A 16,800-nucleotide genomic window follows, 5' to 3' on the forward strand; every position below is an offset into this window, starting at 1 on the left:
TCCGGGAAATTCGCCCGCTGATTCGGGGGTCAGCCGATTCGACGGTTCCGGCCGGCGGGAACGGCCGCCGCCATCTGCAGCAGGGTCAGCAGCAGGACGAACGCGATCGGCAGCCGCCAGCCGCCGGAACGGTCGTAGAGGACCCCGACCAGGAGCGAGCCCGGGATGGACAGGGCGTAGCCGCGGCTCTGCACGAATCCGGACAGGCGGGCCGAGGAGGCGCTGTCCCGGCCGCGCATGCCGATCATCGCCAGGGCCAGCGGGAAGGAGCAGTTGGCGATGCCCAGCAGGATCGCCCAGAGCCAGGGCGTGACGGACGCGTCGACGAGGAGGCCGGTGAATCCGGCGAAGCCGCAGACGCCGGTCGCGACGGCGAGTCCGCTCTGGTGGCGCATGCGGTCGGCGGCGGCCGACACGGCGAACGACAGCGGTATGCCGAGCAGGGAGGAGACGGAGAACAGCAGCCCCGCGGCGCCGGCGGAGAGTCCGGCGTCCCGGTAGATCTGGGGCAGCCAGCCGATGATGATGTAGGCGACGCTGGCCTGGAGGCCGAAGTAGGCGGCGAGGGCCCGGGCCGTGGGGTCGCGCGAGAGCCGTGTCTCGACGGCGGGTGGCGGGACGGGGGAGCCTGGCGGGCTCGGTGTGCCTAGTGAGCCTGGCGGGCCGGCCGCCCCGCCGATGTGCCCGTCGGGCGGTCTTCGGGCCGCGAGGGTGAGCCAGGCCGGTACGGCCAGCGCGGCCAGGACGGACCAGGTGGCGAGGCCGTAGCGCCAGTCGCCGCCGAACGCCTCCGTCAGGGGCGCCGTGAGCGCCGCCGCGGACGACGCGCCCACGTTGAGGGCCATCGAGTACAGGCCGGTCATCGTGCCCACCCGGTCGGGGAAGTACTGCTTCACGACCATCGGCAGCAGCACGTTGACCACGGCGATGCCGGCCAGGGACAGCGCGGTGAAGACGAGGAACAGCACCGCGTCGAAGGCGAACGGCCTCAGCGCCAGCCCCACGGCCAGGACCGCGCCGGCGACCGCGATGGCGCTGCCCGCTCCGAAGCGGCGGGCCAGGAGCGGCGTGACCGAGCCGACCACCGCGAAGCACACCGCGGGGACGGCGGTCACCAGTCCGGTCATCGACCCGCTCATGTCGAGGCTGTCACTGACCTCCTCCAGCACCGGTCCGAGGCTGGTGACCCCCGGGCGGAGGTTGAGGGCGGCCAGCACCAGTGCCACCACGGCCGCACGGCGCACGCCCCTCGATAAGCCGTCGCGGCCGACGCCGGGGACAGCTGTCGCTTCGTTGCCCTTACCTAAGGTCATAGACCCCATCATAGAGTCATCCCATGACTGGATGTCCAGTGATTTTTCGTAAAGTCGTAGGATGACTGGGGCTTCTGGCGTAGGGTGGGCGGCATGAATATGGGCCCCGTCCGCCGTCAAGTCCTGGGCGACCTGGTGATCGCCAAGCTGCGCGATCAGATCACCTCAGGCGCCTGGCCCGTGGGGAGTCGCATCCCCACCGAGACCGAACTGGTCGAACAACTCGATGTCGCCCGCAACACCGTGCGCGAGGCCGTCAAAGCCCTGGCGCACACCGGGCTGCTGGACATCCGCCACGGTTCCGGCTCCTACGTCCAGGCCACCAGCGAGCTGGCCGGCATCATGCGCAACCGGTTCAAGGACGTCAGGACGGAGGACGTCGTCGAGGTCCGCAGCGCGCTGGAGGTCCGGGCCGCCAAGCTCGCCTGCCAGCACCGCACGGACGACGATCTGGCCCGGCTCGAAGGCGTCCTCCAGCAGCGGCAGGACGCGTGGACCGCCGGCGACCGGGTCGCCTTCGTCAACGCCGACGTCGCCTTCCACCTCGCCGTCGTCACCGCGTCCCGCAACACCGTGCTGGCCGGGCTCCACGCCGACCTCGGCGAGGTCATCCGCGACTCCCTCCTCGACCACTTCAGCGACACGCTGCACACCGAGCAGTTCCAGGATCATGCCGGGCTCGTCGACGCGATTCGTGACCGCGATATCGGCCGGGCGGTGCAGGAGGCGGCCTCCTACATGGACTGACCGCCTGGACCGGCTATCCGGGCGAAGAGGCGACGAACGCCGTTCCGGCTGGAATGTCTACCGGTCATTTCGCTCTCTCTTACTTCCGTCGATTTCCGGAACATCCGTCCCGTGGAATTTAACCGGCCGGGTCGAGAGCGGCCAACCCCTAATGCGGTACGCCGGTTCTGGGGGCGAATAGGGGCGGGAGCCCGGCGGCGATGGCGGGGTGGCCCCTGCCGGGCCCGCCGGCGCCCCGAATAGGATCTCCGTGATCCGGAACCGGGGTGAGGAGAGAACATGGCTGACGAGCGGTTCGAGGTGGCGCGGGAGGTCGCGGCGTCGCCGGAGCGGATATTCGCGTTGCTCCGGGACCCGAAGGGGCATGTGGCCATCGACAGTTCGGGGATGTTGCAGGGGGCGGACGGGGAGCCGGTGACGAAGGCCGGGGACTCGTTCGTCGTGCACATGGACCGGGAGGCGCTGAACGACTTCCCGATGGGGCGGTACGACGTGACGGTGGCGATCACGGCGTACGAGGAGGGCCGGCTGATCGAGTGGACGCCCCGGTCCCCCGACTTCCAGCCGGACGTCAACCACCACTACGGGTACGTCCTGGAAGCCACCCCGACCGGCACGCTCGTCACCTCGTACTACGACTGGAGCCGCATCCACGAGAAGTACCGCGCCGCCGGCATCTTCCCGATCCTCCCGGAGTCCGCACTGCGCGCGACCCTGGGGATCCTGGCCCGGACGGTCGAGAACGAGGGCTGAGCGGCGTTGCCCGATGTGCTCGGTTTCTACGAGGAGTTCGACGACAGCGTTCGGCTCAACGGATCCGTCCGGGCGGCCGTCCGGGCGGTGGGCGAGCCGGACGAGGCGGAGTTGGTGGCGTACCTCGACGCCGGGCACATCCTGATCGACGTGATGGAGGGGGGACGCGACGTCCTCACGGGGCTGCCGCACCGGCACTCCCTGGGCTGCTCCTCTCCCGTGACCGACGGCACCTGGTTCTGGCGGCTCGATCTGCCGCACTACGTCGAGACCCACCACGTCCAGCTCCCGGCGGCGTTCCTCACGCACGTCCGCGGCCTGGGCCACCGCATGCCCCCGCTGATCACCGCGCGGTTCGCCACGCTGCACGACGCGGTGATGCCGGTGATCGGGTGGGCGTCGGCGGTGCCGTGGCGGGTGCCGGACGCGGTGATCGAGCCCACGCCGCGCGGCGGGCCGACCAGGGCCCGGTCCGCCCCCGATCCGCTCGCACGGGACCGGCCCCACGGCTCCTGGGCCAAGCCCCGCAAGCCCAGGCGTACATGAGCGCCGGATAGCATCAAGCGACCGCCCGCTGAACAGTGGGCGGCGGGCCAGTGGCTAGTGGTGAGGGGCGGAGCGGGTGGCGGTCGGTGGGGTGGAGTGGCTGCGGGTGCCCGTCGGGGAGGACGCGGCGCGGTGGGTGACTCGGGACGGGTGCCGGCGGGTGCTGTTCGTCGTCCACAACGTCACGTCCGCGACCCGGCTGCTGGACGTGCTGCCGCTGTTCCACAGCGATCCCCGGGTGCAGTTGTTCGCCACGTGCACGGGGTCGTCGCCGTTCCTCGCCGGGGTGCCCGAGTTGCTGGCGGGGGTGGGGGTGCCTGTGGTGCCTTGGGAGCAGGCGAAGGGGACGGGGTTCGATCTCGCGGTGTCGGCCAGTTATGGGGGTGAACTAGGGCTGATACGGGCGAAGTTGGCGGTGTTGTCACATGGCGTCGGGTACAACAAGCGGCTGGCCGCGCCGAAACCGCACGTCACGGAGACAAAGCAAGTACCCGACAAGGCACCGGTGTTCGGGCTCTCACCCGACTGGTTGCTCCGCGAGAACGGCGCTCCCCTCGCCACGGCGACCGTCCTCTCGCACCCCGAACAGCTCACCAGACTCCGCGAGTCGGTGCCGGAAGCGGCGGGCACGGCGGCCCTCGCCGGTGACCCCTGCTTCGACAGGATCCTCGCCGGTCTTCCCGAACGCGCCCGGTACAGAAGGGCGTTGGGAGTGGGCGAGGGGCAGAGACTGGTTGTCGTCAGCTCGACGTGGGCGCCCCGTTCGCTGTTCGGCGGTGACGCGACCGCGCACGACGACCTCCTCCCCTGGCTGCTGGACCGCCTGGCGACGGACCTCCCGGCGGACGAGTACCGCAAGACGGCGGTCCTGCACCCCAACATCTGGCACGGGCACGGCCCCGGCCAGGTGAGGGCGTGGCTGGACAACGCCCGGAGGGCGGGCCTGGACCTGGTGGACCCCTTGGAGGGCTGGCGCCAGGCCCTGATCGCGGCGGACTGCGTCCTGGGCGACCACTCCAGCGTGACGTACTACGCGGCGTCCATCGGCGTCCCGGTCCTCCTGGGCGCGTTCCCGCAGGGGGACTTGGCCCAGGACTCCCCGGTGGCGGCGCTGGGCCGCACGGCCCCGCACCTGTCCCGGCGAGGCAGTCTGAGGGACCAGATCGACCGGACGATCGCCGAACACGACCCGGCACGCTACAAGGACCTCGCGGAGCAGACGAGTTCGGCACCCGGCGAGTCGGCCTCCCTCCTGCGCCGCCTGTTCTACGGCCTGTTGGACCTCCCCGAACCCGACACCCACCCCGCCCTCCTGGACCCCCTCCCCCTCCCCCCGTACACCCCGGCCCAACTCACCGCCCCGGTGCGCGTGTTCACCCGCCGCGGGGACACTCCCGCCCCGGAGATCGAGGTCACCAGGCACGCCGTCACCGGCGACACCCCCGACCCCTCGGACGACGAGCACGACGCCCACACGTCCGTCGACGAGGAGACCCGCGAGACGGGCCGGCTGGCCCTCGCGGACGTCGTCGTGCGCCGGGCCCGCGAGGACGACCCGCGCCTGGGCCCGCCGCCCGCGTGGACGGCGGAGACGCTGGCGAGGTACCCGTACTGCGGCATGGCGGTGTACGTCGACGGCCCGGACCGGTGTGTCGCGGGCACCCGGGACGGCCACGTCGTCCGCCTGACGGCGACACCGGCCCCGGACGGCCGCGCGGACCTGTGCGACCCGGCGGCGTACGCGTCGGCGCTCTACGCGCACCTGCTCGAACACCCGCACCCACCCGCCGAGTTGACGGTATGGACAGGCACCCGGGCGCACCGCGTCAACGTCGCGCCCTACTCCCCCAGTTCACCCAGCCGCTCCTGAACCCGCCCCGCCCCGGCCAGATCCCCGAGCCTGAGATACCACTCCTCGGCAACCCGCAGATCGGCGGCCTCCTCCCCCCGCCGCCCACCCCGGCGATACACCCCCGCCCGCACCTCGACCGCATCGGCGAGCTGAACCCCGGCCCCCTCGGCGGTCATGACGGCGACGGCGTTGTCGAGACAGACGAGCGCCTGTTCCAGGTCCCCGGCGTTGAGGTGCAGCTCACCGAGGCACATGTAGACGCGCCCCTCGTTGTACCGGTCCCCGAGTGGACCGAGTGAACGGAACCCCACGAGCGCCCCGTTGAGCCGCCCGAGCGCGGCGTCGAACTCCCCGGCCCCGCTCTCGGCGCGCCCGGTGTGCAGATCGAGCAGCGCGACGGCCCGCGCCTTGTCCGCCCACCCGTCGTCCCCGTCGGCGACCCGCTCCCAGATCCCCCGCGCCTCCTGGAACCGCCGCCCGGCCTCCCGCCAGTTCCACAGCCGCAGTTGGAGCAGCCCGGCCGTCTCGACGGCACTGGCCTCGCCCCGCAGGTGCCCGCAGGCGCGGTCGGCGGCGACGGCTTCGGCGAGCGCGTCCGAGGCGTCGTCCGCGCGCCCGACTCCCATGTAGGCGAAGGCGAGTTGGACCAGGACGCGGCCCACCGCGCGCGGGTCCCCGAACTCGGCGGCCTGCCTGCGGGCGGCCTCGGCACCGAGGAGGTGGGTGTCGATCCACTGCGCGTGGAACCCGAGCCGCAGATGCAGGCTCCACATGGCCTCGCACAACTGCCAGACGAGGTCGTCGAATCCGTGGTGGGCGGCGGCGCGGATCACGGCGGCGGTGTTCTCCCGCTCGCGGCTCAGCTCTTCCAACGCCCGCTTGGCGTCGCCGGGTTGAGGCTGCTCGCGCAGGTTCCGGTAGGCGGGACCCACCCGCCAGCGCAGCGGCATGACCTGGTGGTCGGCGCGGGCGGTGGACTTGAGCGTGGCGACGGCGACGCGGCGCACGGCGGCGGCGACGCGCCCGTGACCGTCCTCGGTGAGGGCCAGCTCGCGGGCGTGGGCGCGGGCGGCGTCGTGGAAGCGGTAGCGCTCCTCGGCGACCTCCTCCAACAGGTGGACGCGGGCGAGGAGTTCGAGCAGGGAGCGGGCCGCGCTCTCATCGACGCCGGCGGCCTGCGCGGCGAGCGGGACGGTGAGGGCGGGCCAGGACCAGGAGCCGAGCGCGCGGTAGAACGCGGCGGCGTCCGGGGCGAGTTCGGCGTAGGAGACGTCGTGGGCGAGGCGTACGGGGTCGTCGGTCACCGGGCTTCCTCCCGCGTCCTGTCGTAGCTCCCGGGCCACCCGCTCCCAGCTGAGGTGTTCGCGTTCGGCGAGTCCGGCGCCGGTCGTGCACACGGCGAGCGGGTACCCGCCGGTGCCCTCGGCCACCGCCCGGACGGCCGCCTCCGGGGCGGCTCTTCCCACCGTACGCGTGAGCAGGAGCATGGCGTCCTCGGTGGACAGCGGGGTGAGCGTGCGCGGGCGGGCGCCGTGGTGGGCGGTCAGGCGGGTGAGCCGGTGGCGGCTCGTGACGAGGGTCAACGAGGTGGGCGAGGCCGGGATCAGGGGCATGACCTGGGCGTCGTCGTGCGCGTTGTCGAGGACGACGAGGAGGCCGCGGTCGGCGGTGAGCGTGCGGTAGAGGTCGCGTTGGCGGGCCTCGTCGCCGGGGATCCGGTCGGGCGCGACGCCGAGGGCTTCGAGGAAGCGGGCGAGGACGTCGGAGGGGGTGAGGGCGGTGGCGGCGGAGTCTCCGGCGAGGTCGACGAACAGGTCGCCGTCGGGGAAGCGTTCACGCAGCCGGCTGCCGCCCCGGACGGCCACGGCGGTCTTGCCGATGCCGCCGGGTCCGGTGAGCACGCCGACGAACGGGCCGTCGCCCTCGTCGGGCAGCGCCTCGATCCACTCGACGACGTCCTCGCGGTCGGTGAAGACGGAGGTCGACGGCGGCAGCATGCGGGGGCGGGCGGGGGCCGTCGGGGCGGTGCGGCGGGCCAGCCAGGACGCCTCACGCAGCCACTCGGCCACTTCGTCGGCCAACTCCTGGGAGTTGCCGGAGAGTTCGAGCAAGTCGCGGGCGGCGTCGGCGCGTTCGGACTCGGTGACCGGCAGCGTGGCGCCGGCTTCGGGGCGGGCGCGGCCCAGCAGGCTGTAGAGCCGTTCGGAGATCCGGCGCCCCGCCTCGCCGCCCGCGCCGGACAGGGCGCCCGAGGCGACCGTGCTGACAGCCGAGAACGCCAACCCCATCAACGGTTCCACGCAGCACTCCCCAACTCGCCGGTGCGGAAATCGTATCCACAAGATCCCAAGGGGCGGCAGGGAGGCGGAAGATGGCGTTTTTCTTACCGAGTGCCATGATTTACACACACTCCGCTACCGTTCGTTCTGTGACTGGCTTGCAAGCCGCGCTCCGGGGACTGCTGGGAAGCGGTGTCGTCGAAGCGCTGAATCTCTCCGCGTCCATGCGACCGGCCGGCCCGCGCCGAACTCGCCCCGCCCACCACCCTCGTTGGATCCCCGTCCTCCTCACCACCCTCGCGCTCGTCCTCACGTGTCTGACCACGGCGGCGGCGCAGGGGGTGATCCCCACGCCGTGGACGAAGCCGGCGCCGGCCGGAGGGACGGTCCCGGAGGTCCGGTGGACGCGGGTCGGTGAGGTGCGGACTCGGGTCGGCGAGGTGATCCTCGCGTTCTCGCCGGCGGACAGGAACCGCCTGCTGGCGGCGGGGACCGGCGTGGAGGAGTGGGACGTGCGGGACGCGGCACGCCCGAGGCGGGCGCACGTCTGGCGGACGCCGCACCCCGTGACGGTGCTGGGCGTCGACCCGGACCGGCGGACGGTGGTGGCCGCCTCGGGCAGGCAACTCCTGTCCTGGGAGGGCGGGTCGGGGATGCTGTCGCGGCTGGAGTCCACCCCCGAGGCCCGCGAGGTGAAGGCGGTCAGGAAACGCGCGAGGAGCCTCGACATCGTGGTGCGGCGCTCGGACAGCCTGACCGTGCTCCAGGAGGCCGGCACGACGGACGACTCGGGTCGGTACGGTTTCATGACGACGGCCGGTTTCCCCCAGGCGACCCACGCCGCCCAGTTCTCCCCGGACGGCGACTCCCTGGCTCTCGCGGACGACTTGGGCAACGTCCAGCTCTGGGACCTGTCCCGGAACTACGAACCCACGCCCAGGGGACGCCCGTTGAACACCGGCGCCCGCCTCCCTCGCGCCCTCGCGTTCAGCCCGGACGCCGCCCTGCTCGCGGTGATCGGCCGCGACGGAGCCGTCCGCCTGTGGGACATCAGGCACCCGAGCCGCCCGCACCCACTGGGCCACCCCGTCGGCCGACCGGCCACGTCGCTCGCGTTCAGCCCGGACTCCCGGCTGGTCGCGACGGCGGACACGGACGGCAACGTCACCCTGTGGCAGCGGAGTTGACGCACACTCACTCGCACGGCGGCGCGTACGGAAGATCCGCCGAGACGTGCTCACGCCACGCCTCCTTCGTCATCGCCGTACGGCTCGCCGCGCACACCAGCGCCCGCGCGCGGCCCATGTCGGTCTGCCAGAGGCGGACGGTGCCGTCGCCCCCGGTGCTGACGAGGGCGCTGTTCGGCAGGAAGCGCAGGCCGGAGACGGTGCCGACGTGGCCGGTGACAGGGTCGCCGTACAGACCGGTGTGCGCGGGGTCGGTGGTGTTCCAGAGGCGGATCTCGCCGCCCGCGTCGCCGCTGGCGAGGAGGGTGCCGTCGGGCGAGAAGTCGACGGAGTGAAGCATCGCCCCGGCGGTGAGGGCGCCGCCGGCCTCGCGCGGGGCGCCGGAGCCGGAGACGTCCCAGAGGTGAATACGGCTGTCACCGCCCGCGGTTGAGAGGAGGCGGCCGTCGCGGCTGAGGGCGACGGCGAAGACGACCTGCGGGGCGATGGCGTACCCGGTCATCACCGGCACCGTGCCCCGCCCGGTCCGCCAGGCGCGCAGCAGGCCGATCATGTCGCCCGAGTACACCTTGCCGCCCGTGGGCCCGGCCGCCAACGCCCGTACGGGCAGGGTGAGTCCGCCGAGGTCGCCGCCAAGTGCCGTGGGCCGGGCCGGATTAGCGGTGTTCCAGGCGCGCAGTCCGCCGGCGTACCGGTTGCGGATCTCCAGGTAGGCGACGGCGAGCGTGTCGCCGTCGGCGCTGAAGGCGACGGCCGACACCGGGTGCCCGGGGCCGGCCAGCGGGGGCGCGAGGGCGACCGGCCGGGCGGGCGAGGAGACGTCCCACAGCCGGACCTCGCCGGTGAACTCCCCGGTGGCCAGCACGGGTTGACGTCCGGGGCGGAACGCGAGCGTGTTCACCGCCCCGGCGAGCGGCGGGAGTTCACCGAGCCTGACGAACCGGTCCGGCACGGAGACGTCCCACAGCGTGACACGGTTGCCGGTGGCGACGGCGATGCGCCGCCCGTCGGGGCTCGCGGCGAGCGCCAGCACCTCGTCGCCGATCAGCAGCGCCGGGGGCAGCCGCCACACGCGGACGAGTCCGTCGGCGCCGCCACTGACGACCGTACGGCTGTCGGGGCCGAACGCGAGGGCGCTGACGAGACCCGAATGGCCGCGCAGCGCAGGGGAGATGAGGCGGGCGCGGGCCGGGGCGCGGACGTTCCAGAGGTGGACGCCGCCGGAGGTGTCGCCGGTCGCGAGGAGCTGCCCGTCGGGGCTGAAGGCGACGGTGTTGACGGCCGCGCGGAGCATGAGCTGGTTGACCTGGGGGAGGCGGGCCGGGCGCGTGAGGTCCCACAGCAGGACCCGGTAGTCGCTGGAGGCGGTCGCGAGGGTCCGGCCGTCGGGGCTGACCGCGACCTGGTTGACGACGAGGCCGTGGCCGCGCGCCGGGTCGGGCAGCGGCTTCGGGCGGGCCGGGTCGGTGACGTCCCACAGCTTCAACAGGGCCGCCCCGGTGGCTCCTTGGGCGGTTCCGCCGCCCACGACGAGGACCTTGCCGTCGGGGGTGAGGGCGACGGAGTTGACGCCCTGGCCGCGCACGCTCAGCGGGGTGCTGAGCCGGCGCGGGCGGCGCGGGTCGGCGAGGCTCCACAGCTGGACGTCACCCATGAGCTGGGCCGGCGTGCCGGGTTTGCCGAAGCCGCTGGTGGTGAGGCCGACGGCGAGGGTGCGGCCGTCGGCGCTGAGCGCGAGGCTCCCGACCGTCCCGGCGGAGACCCGCACGGGCGCGGACAGCGGCTGCGGGCGGGCCGGGTCGGACGCGTCGAGGACGCGCAGCAGACCGTCCGAACTCCCCCAGATCACCAGCTTGTTGCGCGCGTCGTGGACGACGGGCTGGATGCCGCCGGTCTTGGTGCCGGCGCGCGTCGGCGGGCCGGCCGGGGTGGGGGCGGCGGTGCGGGGGACGTGCCAGGCGCGCAGCCGGCCGAGGGTGTCGGCGGGGGTGGAAGCGGCGGTCAGGAGCCTGCCGCCGGGGCCGAACGCGACGCTGTGGACGAGGCCGAACCGGTCGGGCAGGGTCTGCGGCAGCACCGCGCCCGACGCGGTCAGCAGCCGGGTGCGCAGGGCGTCCGTGGGCCTCATCCCATAGGCGGTCAGGTCGAGTTGGGCGGCGAGCGCGCTGTCCGTGGCGCGCAGCCGGTCGGCCTCGGCGGTGACCCGGTTGAAGATCGCCTCGTCCCGCTGCTCGACGGCCTCCCGGCCCCGGTCGAGCGCGTACACGGCGAGCGCGGACGCGGTCAGGGCGAGCACGGAGACGACGGCGACGGCGCCCCGGCGCAGCCCGCGGCCCCGGCGCTGGTGGGTTCCGGAGGCGCGCAGGAAGTCGGCGGCGAGCGGGGTGACGTCGGCGGGGTCGGCAACTGCCGTCCAGGAGCGGGCCAGTTCGAGGCGGGCGCCGCGCAACAGGGCGTCCTTGTCGCGGCGTCCGCTGTCGGACCAGCGCGCGGCGGCCTCCCACACCTCCTGGCGGACCAGGGTGCCCTCTTTGCGGGGCGCGATCCACTCGTCGAGCGTCTTCCAGCTGCGCAGCAGCGCCTCGTGGGTGATCTCGACGGTCTCCTCGCCGCGCCGGGTGCCGTCCTGGGTGAGCAGCCTCGCCCTCGTGAACTCCTCGACGACGAAGGGGACTTCGGCCGGGTCGCGGGGTTCGAGGAGGAGTTCGCGGCGGGTGCGGCGGCGGATCGTCGTCTCTCCGCGTTCATCGACGCGGACCAGTCCGGTGAACAGGGTGCGGGCCACCTGTTTCTGAGGGTCCGTCAGCCGCTCGTACACGGACTGGGCCGCGTTGTGGACGGCCATGTCGATGCCGCCCGCCGCGCGGTACGCGGCGACGGTCATCCGGTCGCCGGTGCGCTGCTGCCAGGTCGAGTGCAGGGCCTGGGAGAGGAACGGGAGGCGGCCCGGCGGGTAGGCGTCCGGGCGCCGCCGCGCGCCGGCGCGCAGGTCGCGGACGATGACGTCGGCGAGCTGGGGGTCGATCGTCAGGCCGCGCACCCTGGTCACCGGGCCCTCGATCGCCTCGCGGACCTCGTCCTCGGTCATCGCGCCGACGATCACGTCGTTGCGCAGGGCCGCCCGCAGGTGGGGGTAGGGGGCGCAGTCGCCGTAGCGGTCGGCGCGCAGGCCGTGGACGACCAGGGCGAGGGGGGTGAGCGCGGCGAGGGCGTCGACGAAGCGGGCGCGGGCGTCCTCGTCGTCGCACTGGGTGAAGAGGTCTTCGAGCTGGTCGACGACGATGACCAGGCGGCTGCCGGGCGGGAGTTCGAGGGTGGTGCGGAGCAGTTCGCGGAAGGTGGCGGGGCCGTGGTCGAGGGCTTCACGGAAGGTGGCCGCGCGGGCGGCGAGTCGGGGGTCCGGGGCGGTGCCGGGGGCGCGCGCTCCTTCGACGCCGAGGGCCACGGCAGCCTCGTCGGCATCGGCGTCTTCGGTGTCTGCGGCACCGGGTCCCCCCGTCGCCAAACGGGCGCAGGCTTCCGCGAGTTGCCCCACGGGGTCCTCCGTCGGCCGGAGCAGGAGGTGGGGCCAGTACTGGGCGCCGGGAAGCATGCGCCCGGAGGCCAGGGCCGGGAGGAGACCGGCGCGCAGGAGCGAGGACTTGCCCGCGCCCGAGGGGGCGACGACCGCCGCCGGGGTGCCCTCGTCCAGGCAGCGCGCGAGGGTCCGTCCCAACTCCGCGACCAGACGCCGCCGTCCGAAGAACCAGCGCGCCGACTCCCGGTCGAACGCCTTCAGTCCGGGGTACGGGCACTCGTCGACGGCGGAGAGGCTGTCGTCGTGGGCGGTCGTGCCGTCGCCGTAGTGGTGGACGACGATGTCGCGGCCGGCCTGGAGGAGGGTGCCGTCGCCGGAGGCCCAGGCGGTCAGGGTGAGGGCGACTTCGCCCTGACGGTCCGTCACGGCTTCGGTGTCCGGCCGATGTTCATGTCCCCGGCGGACTGGTAGATGCGGGAGGTGTCGTGGGACTCGGCGTGGAAGGAGACGCCGGACTGCCGTGCCCGCGGGGCGAGTTCGGCGACCAGTTCGAGGAGGGCGCGGGCGGCGTCCGGGTCGTCGGCCATCAGCCTCCTGAACCTCAGCCGCCAGGCCGCCGTGAGGTCGGCGCGGTTCGCCTCGTCCGCCGGGTCGGCGAGCAACAGCTCACGGTCCCGGGCGAGTTCGAGCGCCAGACGCTCGGTGTCAGGGGTACGACGCAGCCGCGCGAGAAGCGTGCGGGCGCGTTCCCAGGTCTCCGTGGTGAGCGCGCCCACAAGCGCGTTCGCGGCACTCGCCGCGAGCGTGGCCAACTCGGTGTCCATGTATGTCCGCCCCCCCCGTGACGTGGTGTCCGTCATGCCCGAGGGGACAGTTCTCGCACCGGCTCCGCGCCGCGCGTGCGCGATGAACGTTCTTGGTGCGTCCAGGACTTGTCGTGACCGGTTTCGATGCGCGGCCCGACCGTACGGAGTCGCCTGATGCCGTTCTCACGACCCCGCCGACCGGCCCCGGGCAGGCCGGCGCGCATGCGTACGGCTTCGCGTTCGCGTGGGGTGAGGGTGGCGAGGGCGGAGACGGGCCTGGCACGCCTCGACTCCCCGGCGAGAGGAGCCGAACTCGGCACGAAACGCCCGTCACCTGCCGCCGGGGAGCCGCCCTTCCTCCGCCAGCGCCGCCCCTTCCCGCCGGAGGCGCCCGGTGCGGCCGGATGTGGCCGGATGTGGCCGCCCCGGACTGTCCGGCGGGGACCGGAGGAACTAGCCCCGGAAGTTCTCGCTCCGCTCCGGGGACGCCTCGGCGAGGGCCTTCTCCACCTCGTCCACCCCGGCCCGGAGGCCGTACACGGGGGTGTCGGGCTGCTGGCGCCAGGACTCGTCGATGGTGCCGGAGTCGACGGTGTCGAAGCCGAGGTCCTCGACGAGGGCACGGACCTTGGCCTTGGCGGCGGGGTCGTCGCCGGCGACGGGGACGGCGATCCGGTCGGGGTCGCCGGCCGGGCGGTGGCGGTCGAGGATGTCCTGCGCGTAGGTGCCGTTGAACACCTTGACCACGTCGTGCCCGAGGTGGTTGGCGACCCAGCGGCTCTCGGTGATGCCGGTGTCCTCGATCTCGCCGATCCGGCCGTCGCGCTCACGCGGGTAGTAGTTGTTGGTGTCGATGACGACGAAGCCGTCGGCCGCCCCCGCGAGGACGTCGTCCGGCAGCCCCGGGATCGCCTTGAGGGGGATCGTCACGACGACGATCTCGGCCCCCTTCGCCGCGTCCGCGACGGCGACCGGCGTGGCCCCGGTCTCCGCGGCCAGCTCACCGAGCGTCTGCGGCCCCCGGGAGTTCGCGACGGCGACCTCGTGCCCGAGGGCGGTGAGCCGCCGGGTCAGGTTGCCGCCGATGTTGCCCGCCCCGATGACGCCGATCTTCATGACAGACCCTCCGATTGGATGCACGTGCATTCACTTCGGCACAACCACGGGCCCGCACCCCCTATTCCCGGGTTACGCCGAACGGATCCTCCGGCCCCCCTCGGAAGGGGCTGTGCGCGGCGGCCACCACCGCCACCGGCGGCGGACCGGCACGACGACGGCCGCTGGAGCGTGCGCGTCCAGCGGCCGGAGTGACGGACACCTGTCCGCTACTTGTTCAGGTGCGCCCAGAACTCGTCGAACGACAGCTTCTTGTCGCCGTCGAGGTCACGGCTCTTGATGATGGCCTCGGCGACCGCCTCGGTGACGTTCCAGTCGCCGCCCTGCGCGAGGGCGGTCTTGAACTCGGCCGCGGTGATCTCGCCGTCACCGTCCGTGTCGATCCGGTCGAATTCCTTGCGCGCTTCTTCGATGCTGGCCACCGATCCGCCCCTTATCCGCTGCTTGCTGTCGTGCTGACGCAGGTCAGACTAACCGGCCGCCGCGACGCGCAGTGCGCTGACCACCCAGGCGAAGTCCTCCGCGTGCGGCGGGGCCGGGCGCCGGTTCACGATCGACAGGAGTTCCCGGTACCGGGCGACGCGCTCGTCGAACCCGGCGGTCATCCGCGCGAGGACGTCGGCCCGGTCGGCGTCGCCGAACAGGTCCCGCAGCGCCTGGCCCGCCTCGGGCGCGTCCGGCGCGAGACCGCGCTCACGCAACGGCGCCACCCGCTCGACGAGCCGCTTCGCGAACCACACCGCCTCGCCGGGCGGCGAACTCGCCGTCCGCGCACCGGCGTTGTACTCCACCGCCCGCCGCATCTGCGCCCGGAAGCTGGGATCCTCCAGCATCTCCGCCAACTCCACCCAGGCGTCGACCTGTTCGGGCGTCGGGTCGTCGGACAGCTCGACGGCCGTGCGCCGCATCCGCTCCTGGATGTCGGGGTCGACCTCCGGCAGCCCGTGCAGCGTCTCCGCCACGAACTCCTCCATGATCCGCTGCCGTTCGGCCGCGGACAGCTTCGCCAGCCTGTGCATCAGTCTCGTCTCCTCCGCCGTCGACCCGCGCCGGGCGACGCTCGCCAGCACGGCCCTGATCACCTTCAGCGACCTGATCTGGACGTCGATGGCGGCGACGTGCGTCGCGGCCACCTCCGCCACCGTCCGCTCCCCCGCCAGCACGTCCCGCACCGCGTCGAGCCCGAGCCCGAGTTCGCGCAGGGTGCGGATCAGCTCCAGGCGGGCGGCGCCCTCGGCGTCGTACAGCCGGTAGCCGCCCGCCGAGCGGCCGACGGGGTCGAGGACGCCCTCGTCGGACCAGTAGCGGATCGTGCGGACGGACAGTCCGCTGGAGCGGGCCAGCTCGCCGATGGTGAACAGCCCCGTACCGTGGTCGGTCATGGCTCGGAGTCTGGGCCTTCCAGTGGGTGGAGACTCAAGAGAGGACGTGTGGTGGAGACGTTGCGGGACATTCTCGACGGCGCGGCGGACGCTGTCTTCCCCCCGCCGGACGGGCGGGTGACGGTCGTCCCCCAGATGTCGGCGCGCGACGCGGGCGTCCTGTCGTTCACGGCGCACGCGGTCGTCTTCCTCGACGAGGACCCGGACTGGGTGCGTGCCCAACTCGCGGGCGTGGACTGCGACGAGCTGTCGGCGCCGATGCATCCGGCGTTCCTGGCCGCCCTGTTGGCGCGCACGGGGCGCCGCGCGGAGACCATCGACGCGATGCTGGTGGCGCGGCCCCGCGCGGGTGAACTCCCGGTGCCGCTGCGGGAGATCACGGACGCCGGGCATCCCCGGGTGGTGTACGCGCGGCGGCGGCGCGACGACGTGCGCGTGTGGCGGGCGGACGGCGGGGTGCTGGTCCTCGGGCGCGGGATCGGCGGGCGCCTCGAGGTGTCCGTGGAGGTCGACGCCGCCGCGCGGGGACGCGGGCTGGGGCGGCGACTCGTGGGCGCGGCCCGGTACTTGGCGGGTGAGCCGGTGTGGGCGCAGGTGGCGCCGGGGAACGCCCGCAGTCTGCGGGCGTTCCAGGCGGCGGGCTATACGCCGGTGGGCGGTGAACTGCTCATGGTGCGCGCCTAGTTGCGGCTCAGTGCCATGCCTCGAAGTGCGGGTTGCTCTCGCAGCCGCTCATGATCTCGACCTTGGTGGTCTTGTTCACCGGGCAGACGCCGATGATGTACTTGCGGTCGATGCCGCCGGGGAAGGCCACCTCGACCTGGTCGGCCCACTTGTGGGTGTCGCCGATGGTCTTGTTGACGTCGACTCCGCCCGGGGCGTCGATGTAGTAGTTCCAGCCGGACTTCCACCACTTCTTGTAGAGGTCGTGGTCGTAGGTCGTGGAGACGTACGGGGAGGGCTGGTTGACCAGGACGTACTTCTCGATGTCGTACTGGCCGTTCACGTCCTTGGGCTTGAAGCCCTCGTTGAAGACGACGTCGGGGCCCCGGCCGTCGGCGCGGTAGAGGGTGCCGCAGGTCTTGCGCCAGACCGGCTCGGGGGTGATCCGGGAGACGTCGACGCGCACGGCGGCGGCCTTGATCGGGTCGTCGTACTGGACGGAGCAGTCCTTGGGCGCGGGCGCTGCCGTGGCGGGGGCGGCGGTGGTCGTCGCGAGGACGGCGGTCAGGCAGAGCGCGGCGGCAGCGGCCCGCCGCCGGAGGGTGTTGATGATCATGTCCGGCAGCCTGCCGCGCGGGC

The 16,800-nt window shown here is 73.2% G+C and carries 14 protein-coding genes; 6 read left to right on the forward strand and 8 right to left on the reverse strand.

The window, feature by feature from the left end; translation table 11 throughout:
• Positions 1–29: 29 nt before the first annotated feature.
• Positions 30–1,244 (reverse strand): CynX/NimT family MFS transporter, encoded by a 1,215-nt coding sequence (locus tag IAG44_RS11755; protein ID WP_246561650.1) that lies wholly within the window; start codon positions 1,242–1,244, stop codon positions 30–32.
• A gap of 162 nt (positions 1,245–1,406) precedes the next feature.
• Here IAG44_RS11755 and IAG44_RS11760 point away from each other — a divergent pair, with 162 nt between their 5' ends.
• The 4 genes from IAG44_RS11760 to IAG44_RS11775 all read left to right on the forward strand — a co-directional run bounded on the left by IAG44_RS11760 (position 1,407) and on the right by IAG44_RS11775 (position 5,229).
• Positions 1,407–2,060 (forward strand): FadR/GntR family transcriptional regulator, encoded by a 654-nt coding sequence (locus IAG44_RS11760; protein WP_425508436.1) that lies wholly within the window; start codon positions 1,407–1,409, stop codon positions 2,058–2,060.
• A 279-nt stretch (positions 2,061–2,339) separates the two neighbouring features.
• On the forward strand, positions 2,340–2,813 hold the full coding sequence (locus IAG44_RS11765) for an SRPBCC family protein (RefSeq protein WP_187747078.1): 474 nt from the start codon (positions 2,340–2,342) through the stop codon (positions 2,811–2,813).
• 15 nt (positions 2,814–2,828) lie between these two features.
• Positions 2,829–3,359 (forward strand): hypothetical protein, encoded by a 531-nt coding sequence (locus IAG44_RS11770; RefSeq protein ID WP_246563981.1) that lies wholly within the window; start codon positions 2,829–2,831, stop codon positions 3,357–3,359.
• Positions 3,360–3,435: 76 nt separating this feature from the next.
• The gene (locus tag IAG44_RS11775) at positions 3,436–5,229 is read left to right on the forward strand and encodes a hypothetical protein (protein WP_187747080.1); all 1,794 of its coding nucleotides are present in this window, start codon (positions 3,436–3,438) and stop codon (positions 5,227–5,229) included.
• Here IAG44_RS11775 and IAG44_RS11780 read toward each other — a convergent pair.
• Positions 5,199–7,511 (reverse strand): NB-ARC domain-containing protein, encoded by a 2,313-nt coding sequence (locus IAG44_RS11780; RefSeq protein WP_246561651.1) that lies wholly within the window; start codon positions 7,509–7,511, stop codon positions 5,199–5,201. The genes IAG44_RS11775 and IAG44_RS11780 overlap by 31 nt on opposite strands.
• 128 nt (positions 7,512–7,639) lie before the next feature.
• Between IAG44_RS11780 and IAG44_RS11785 the strand changes: the two genes are divergently transcribed.
• Complete coding sequence (locus IAG44_RS11785; RefSeq protein ID WP_187747081.1) at positions 7,640–8,677, forward strand: WD40 repeat domain-containing protein; 1,038 nt, start codon at positions 7,640–7,642, stop codon at positions 8,675–8,677.
• Between the two features lie 7 nt (positions 8,678–8,684).
• Here the strand turns inward: IAG44_RS11785 and IAG44_RS44255 are convergent, their stop codons facing one another.
• From IAG44_RS44255 to IAG44_RS11810, 5 genes are all read right to left on the reverse strand, one after another.
• Positions 8,685–12,620 carry an nSTAND1 domain-containing NTPase gene (locus tag IAG44_RS44255; protein WP_187747082.1) on the reverse strand — a complete coding sequence of 1,312 codons (3,936 nt, stop codon included), beginning with the start codon at positions 12,618–12,620 and terminating at the stop codon, positions 8,685–8,687.
• Positions 12,617–13,018, reverse strand: coding sequence for a hypothetical protein (locus IAG44_RS11795; protein ID WP_187747083.1), 402 nt, complete (start codon positions 13,016–13,018; stop codon positions 12,617–12,619). The genes IAG44_RS44255 and IAG44_RS11795 overlap by 4 nt, the downstream gene beginning before the upstream one ends.
• 435 nt (positions 13,019–13,453) lie before the next feature.
• Positions 13,454–14,116: an NADPH-dependent F420 reductase gene (locus IAG44_RS11800; protein ID WP_187747084.1), complete on the reverse strand. Its 663-nt coding sequence runs from the start codon at positions 14,114–14,116 to the stop codon at positions 13,454–13,456.
• A gap of 209 nt (positions 14,117–14,325) precedes the next feature.
• The gene (locus IAG44_RS11805; protein ID WP_187747085.1) at positions 14,326–14,538 is read right to left on the reverse strand and encodes an EF-hand domain-containing protein; all 213 of its coding nucleotides are present in this window, start codon (positions 14,536–14,538) and stop codon (positions 14,326–14,328) included.
• Between the two features lie 48 nt (positions 14,539–14,586).
• Positions 14,587–15,498, reverse strand: a complete 912-nt coding sequence (locus IAG44_RS11810; RefSeq protein WP_187747086.1) for a MerR family transcriptional regulator — start codon at positions 15,496–15,498, stop codon at positions 14,587–14,589.
• A 51-nt stretch (positions 15,499–15,549) separates the two neighbouring features.
• On the opposite strand from IAG44_RS11810, the gene IAG44_RS11815 reads away from it, so the two are divergent.
• Complete coding sequence (locus IAG44_RS11815; RefSeq protein WP_187747087.1) at positions 15,550–16,182, forward strand: GNAT family N-acetyltransferase; 633 nt, start codon at positions 15,550–15,552, stop codon at positions 16,180–16,182.
• Between the two features lie 7 nt (positions 16,183–16,189).
• On the opposite strand, the gene IAG44_RS11820 is transcribed toward IAG44_RS11815, so the two are convergent.
• Entirely contained in the window at positions 16,190–16,777 is a 588-nt protein-coding gene (locus IAG44_RS11820; RefSeq protein WP_187747088.1) for an ADP-ribosyltransferase, read from the reverse strand.
• Positions 16,778–16,800: the final 23 nt, after the last annotated feature.

Source organism: Streptomyces roseirectus (assembly GCF_014489635.1).
In the GTDB taxonomy this organism is placed as follows: Bacteria; Actinomycetota; Actinomycetes; order Streptomycetales; family Streptomycetaceae; genus Streptomyces; species Streptomyces roseirectus.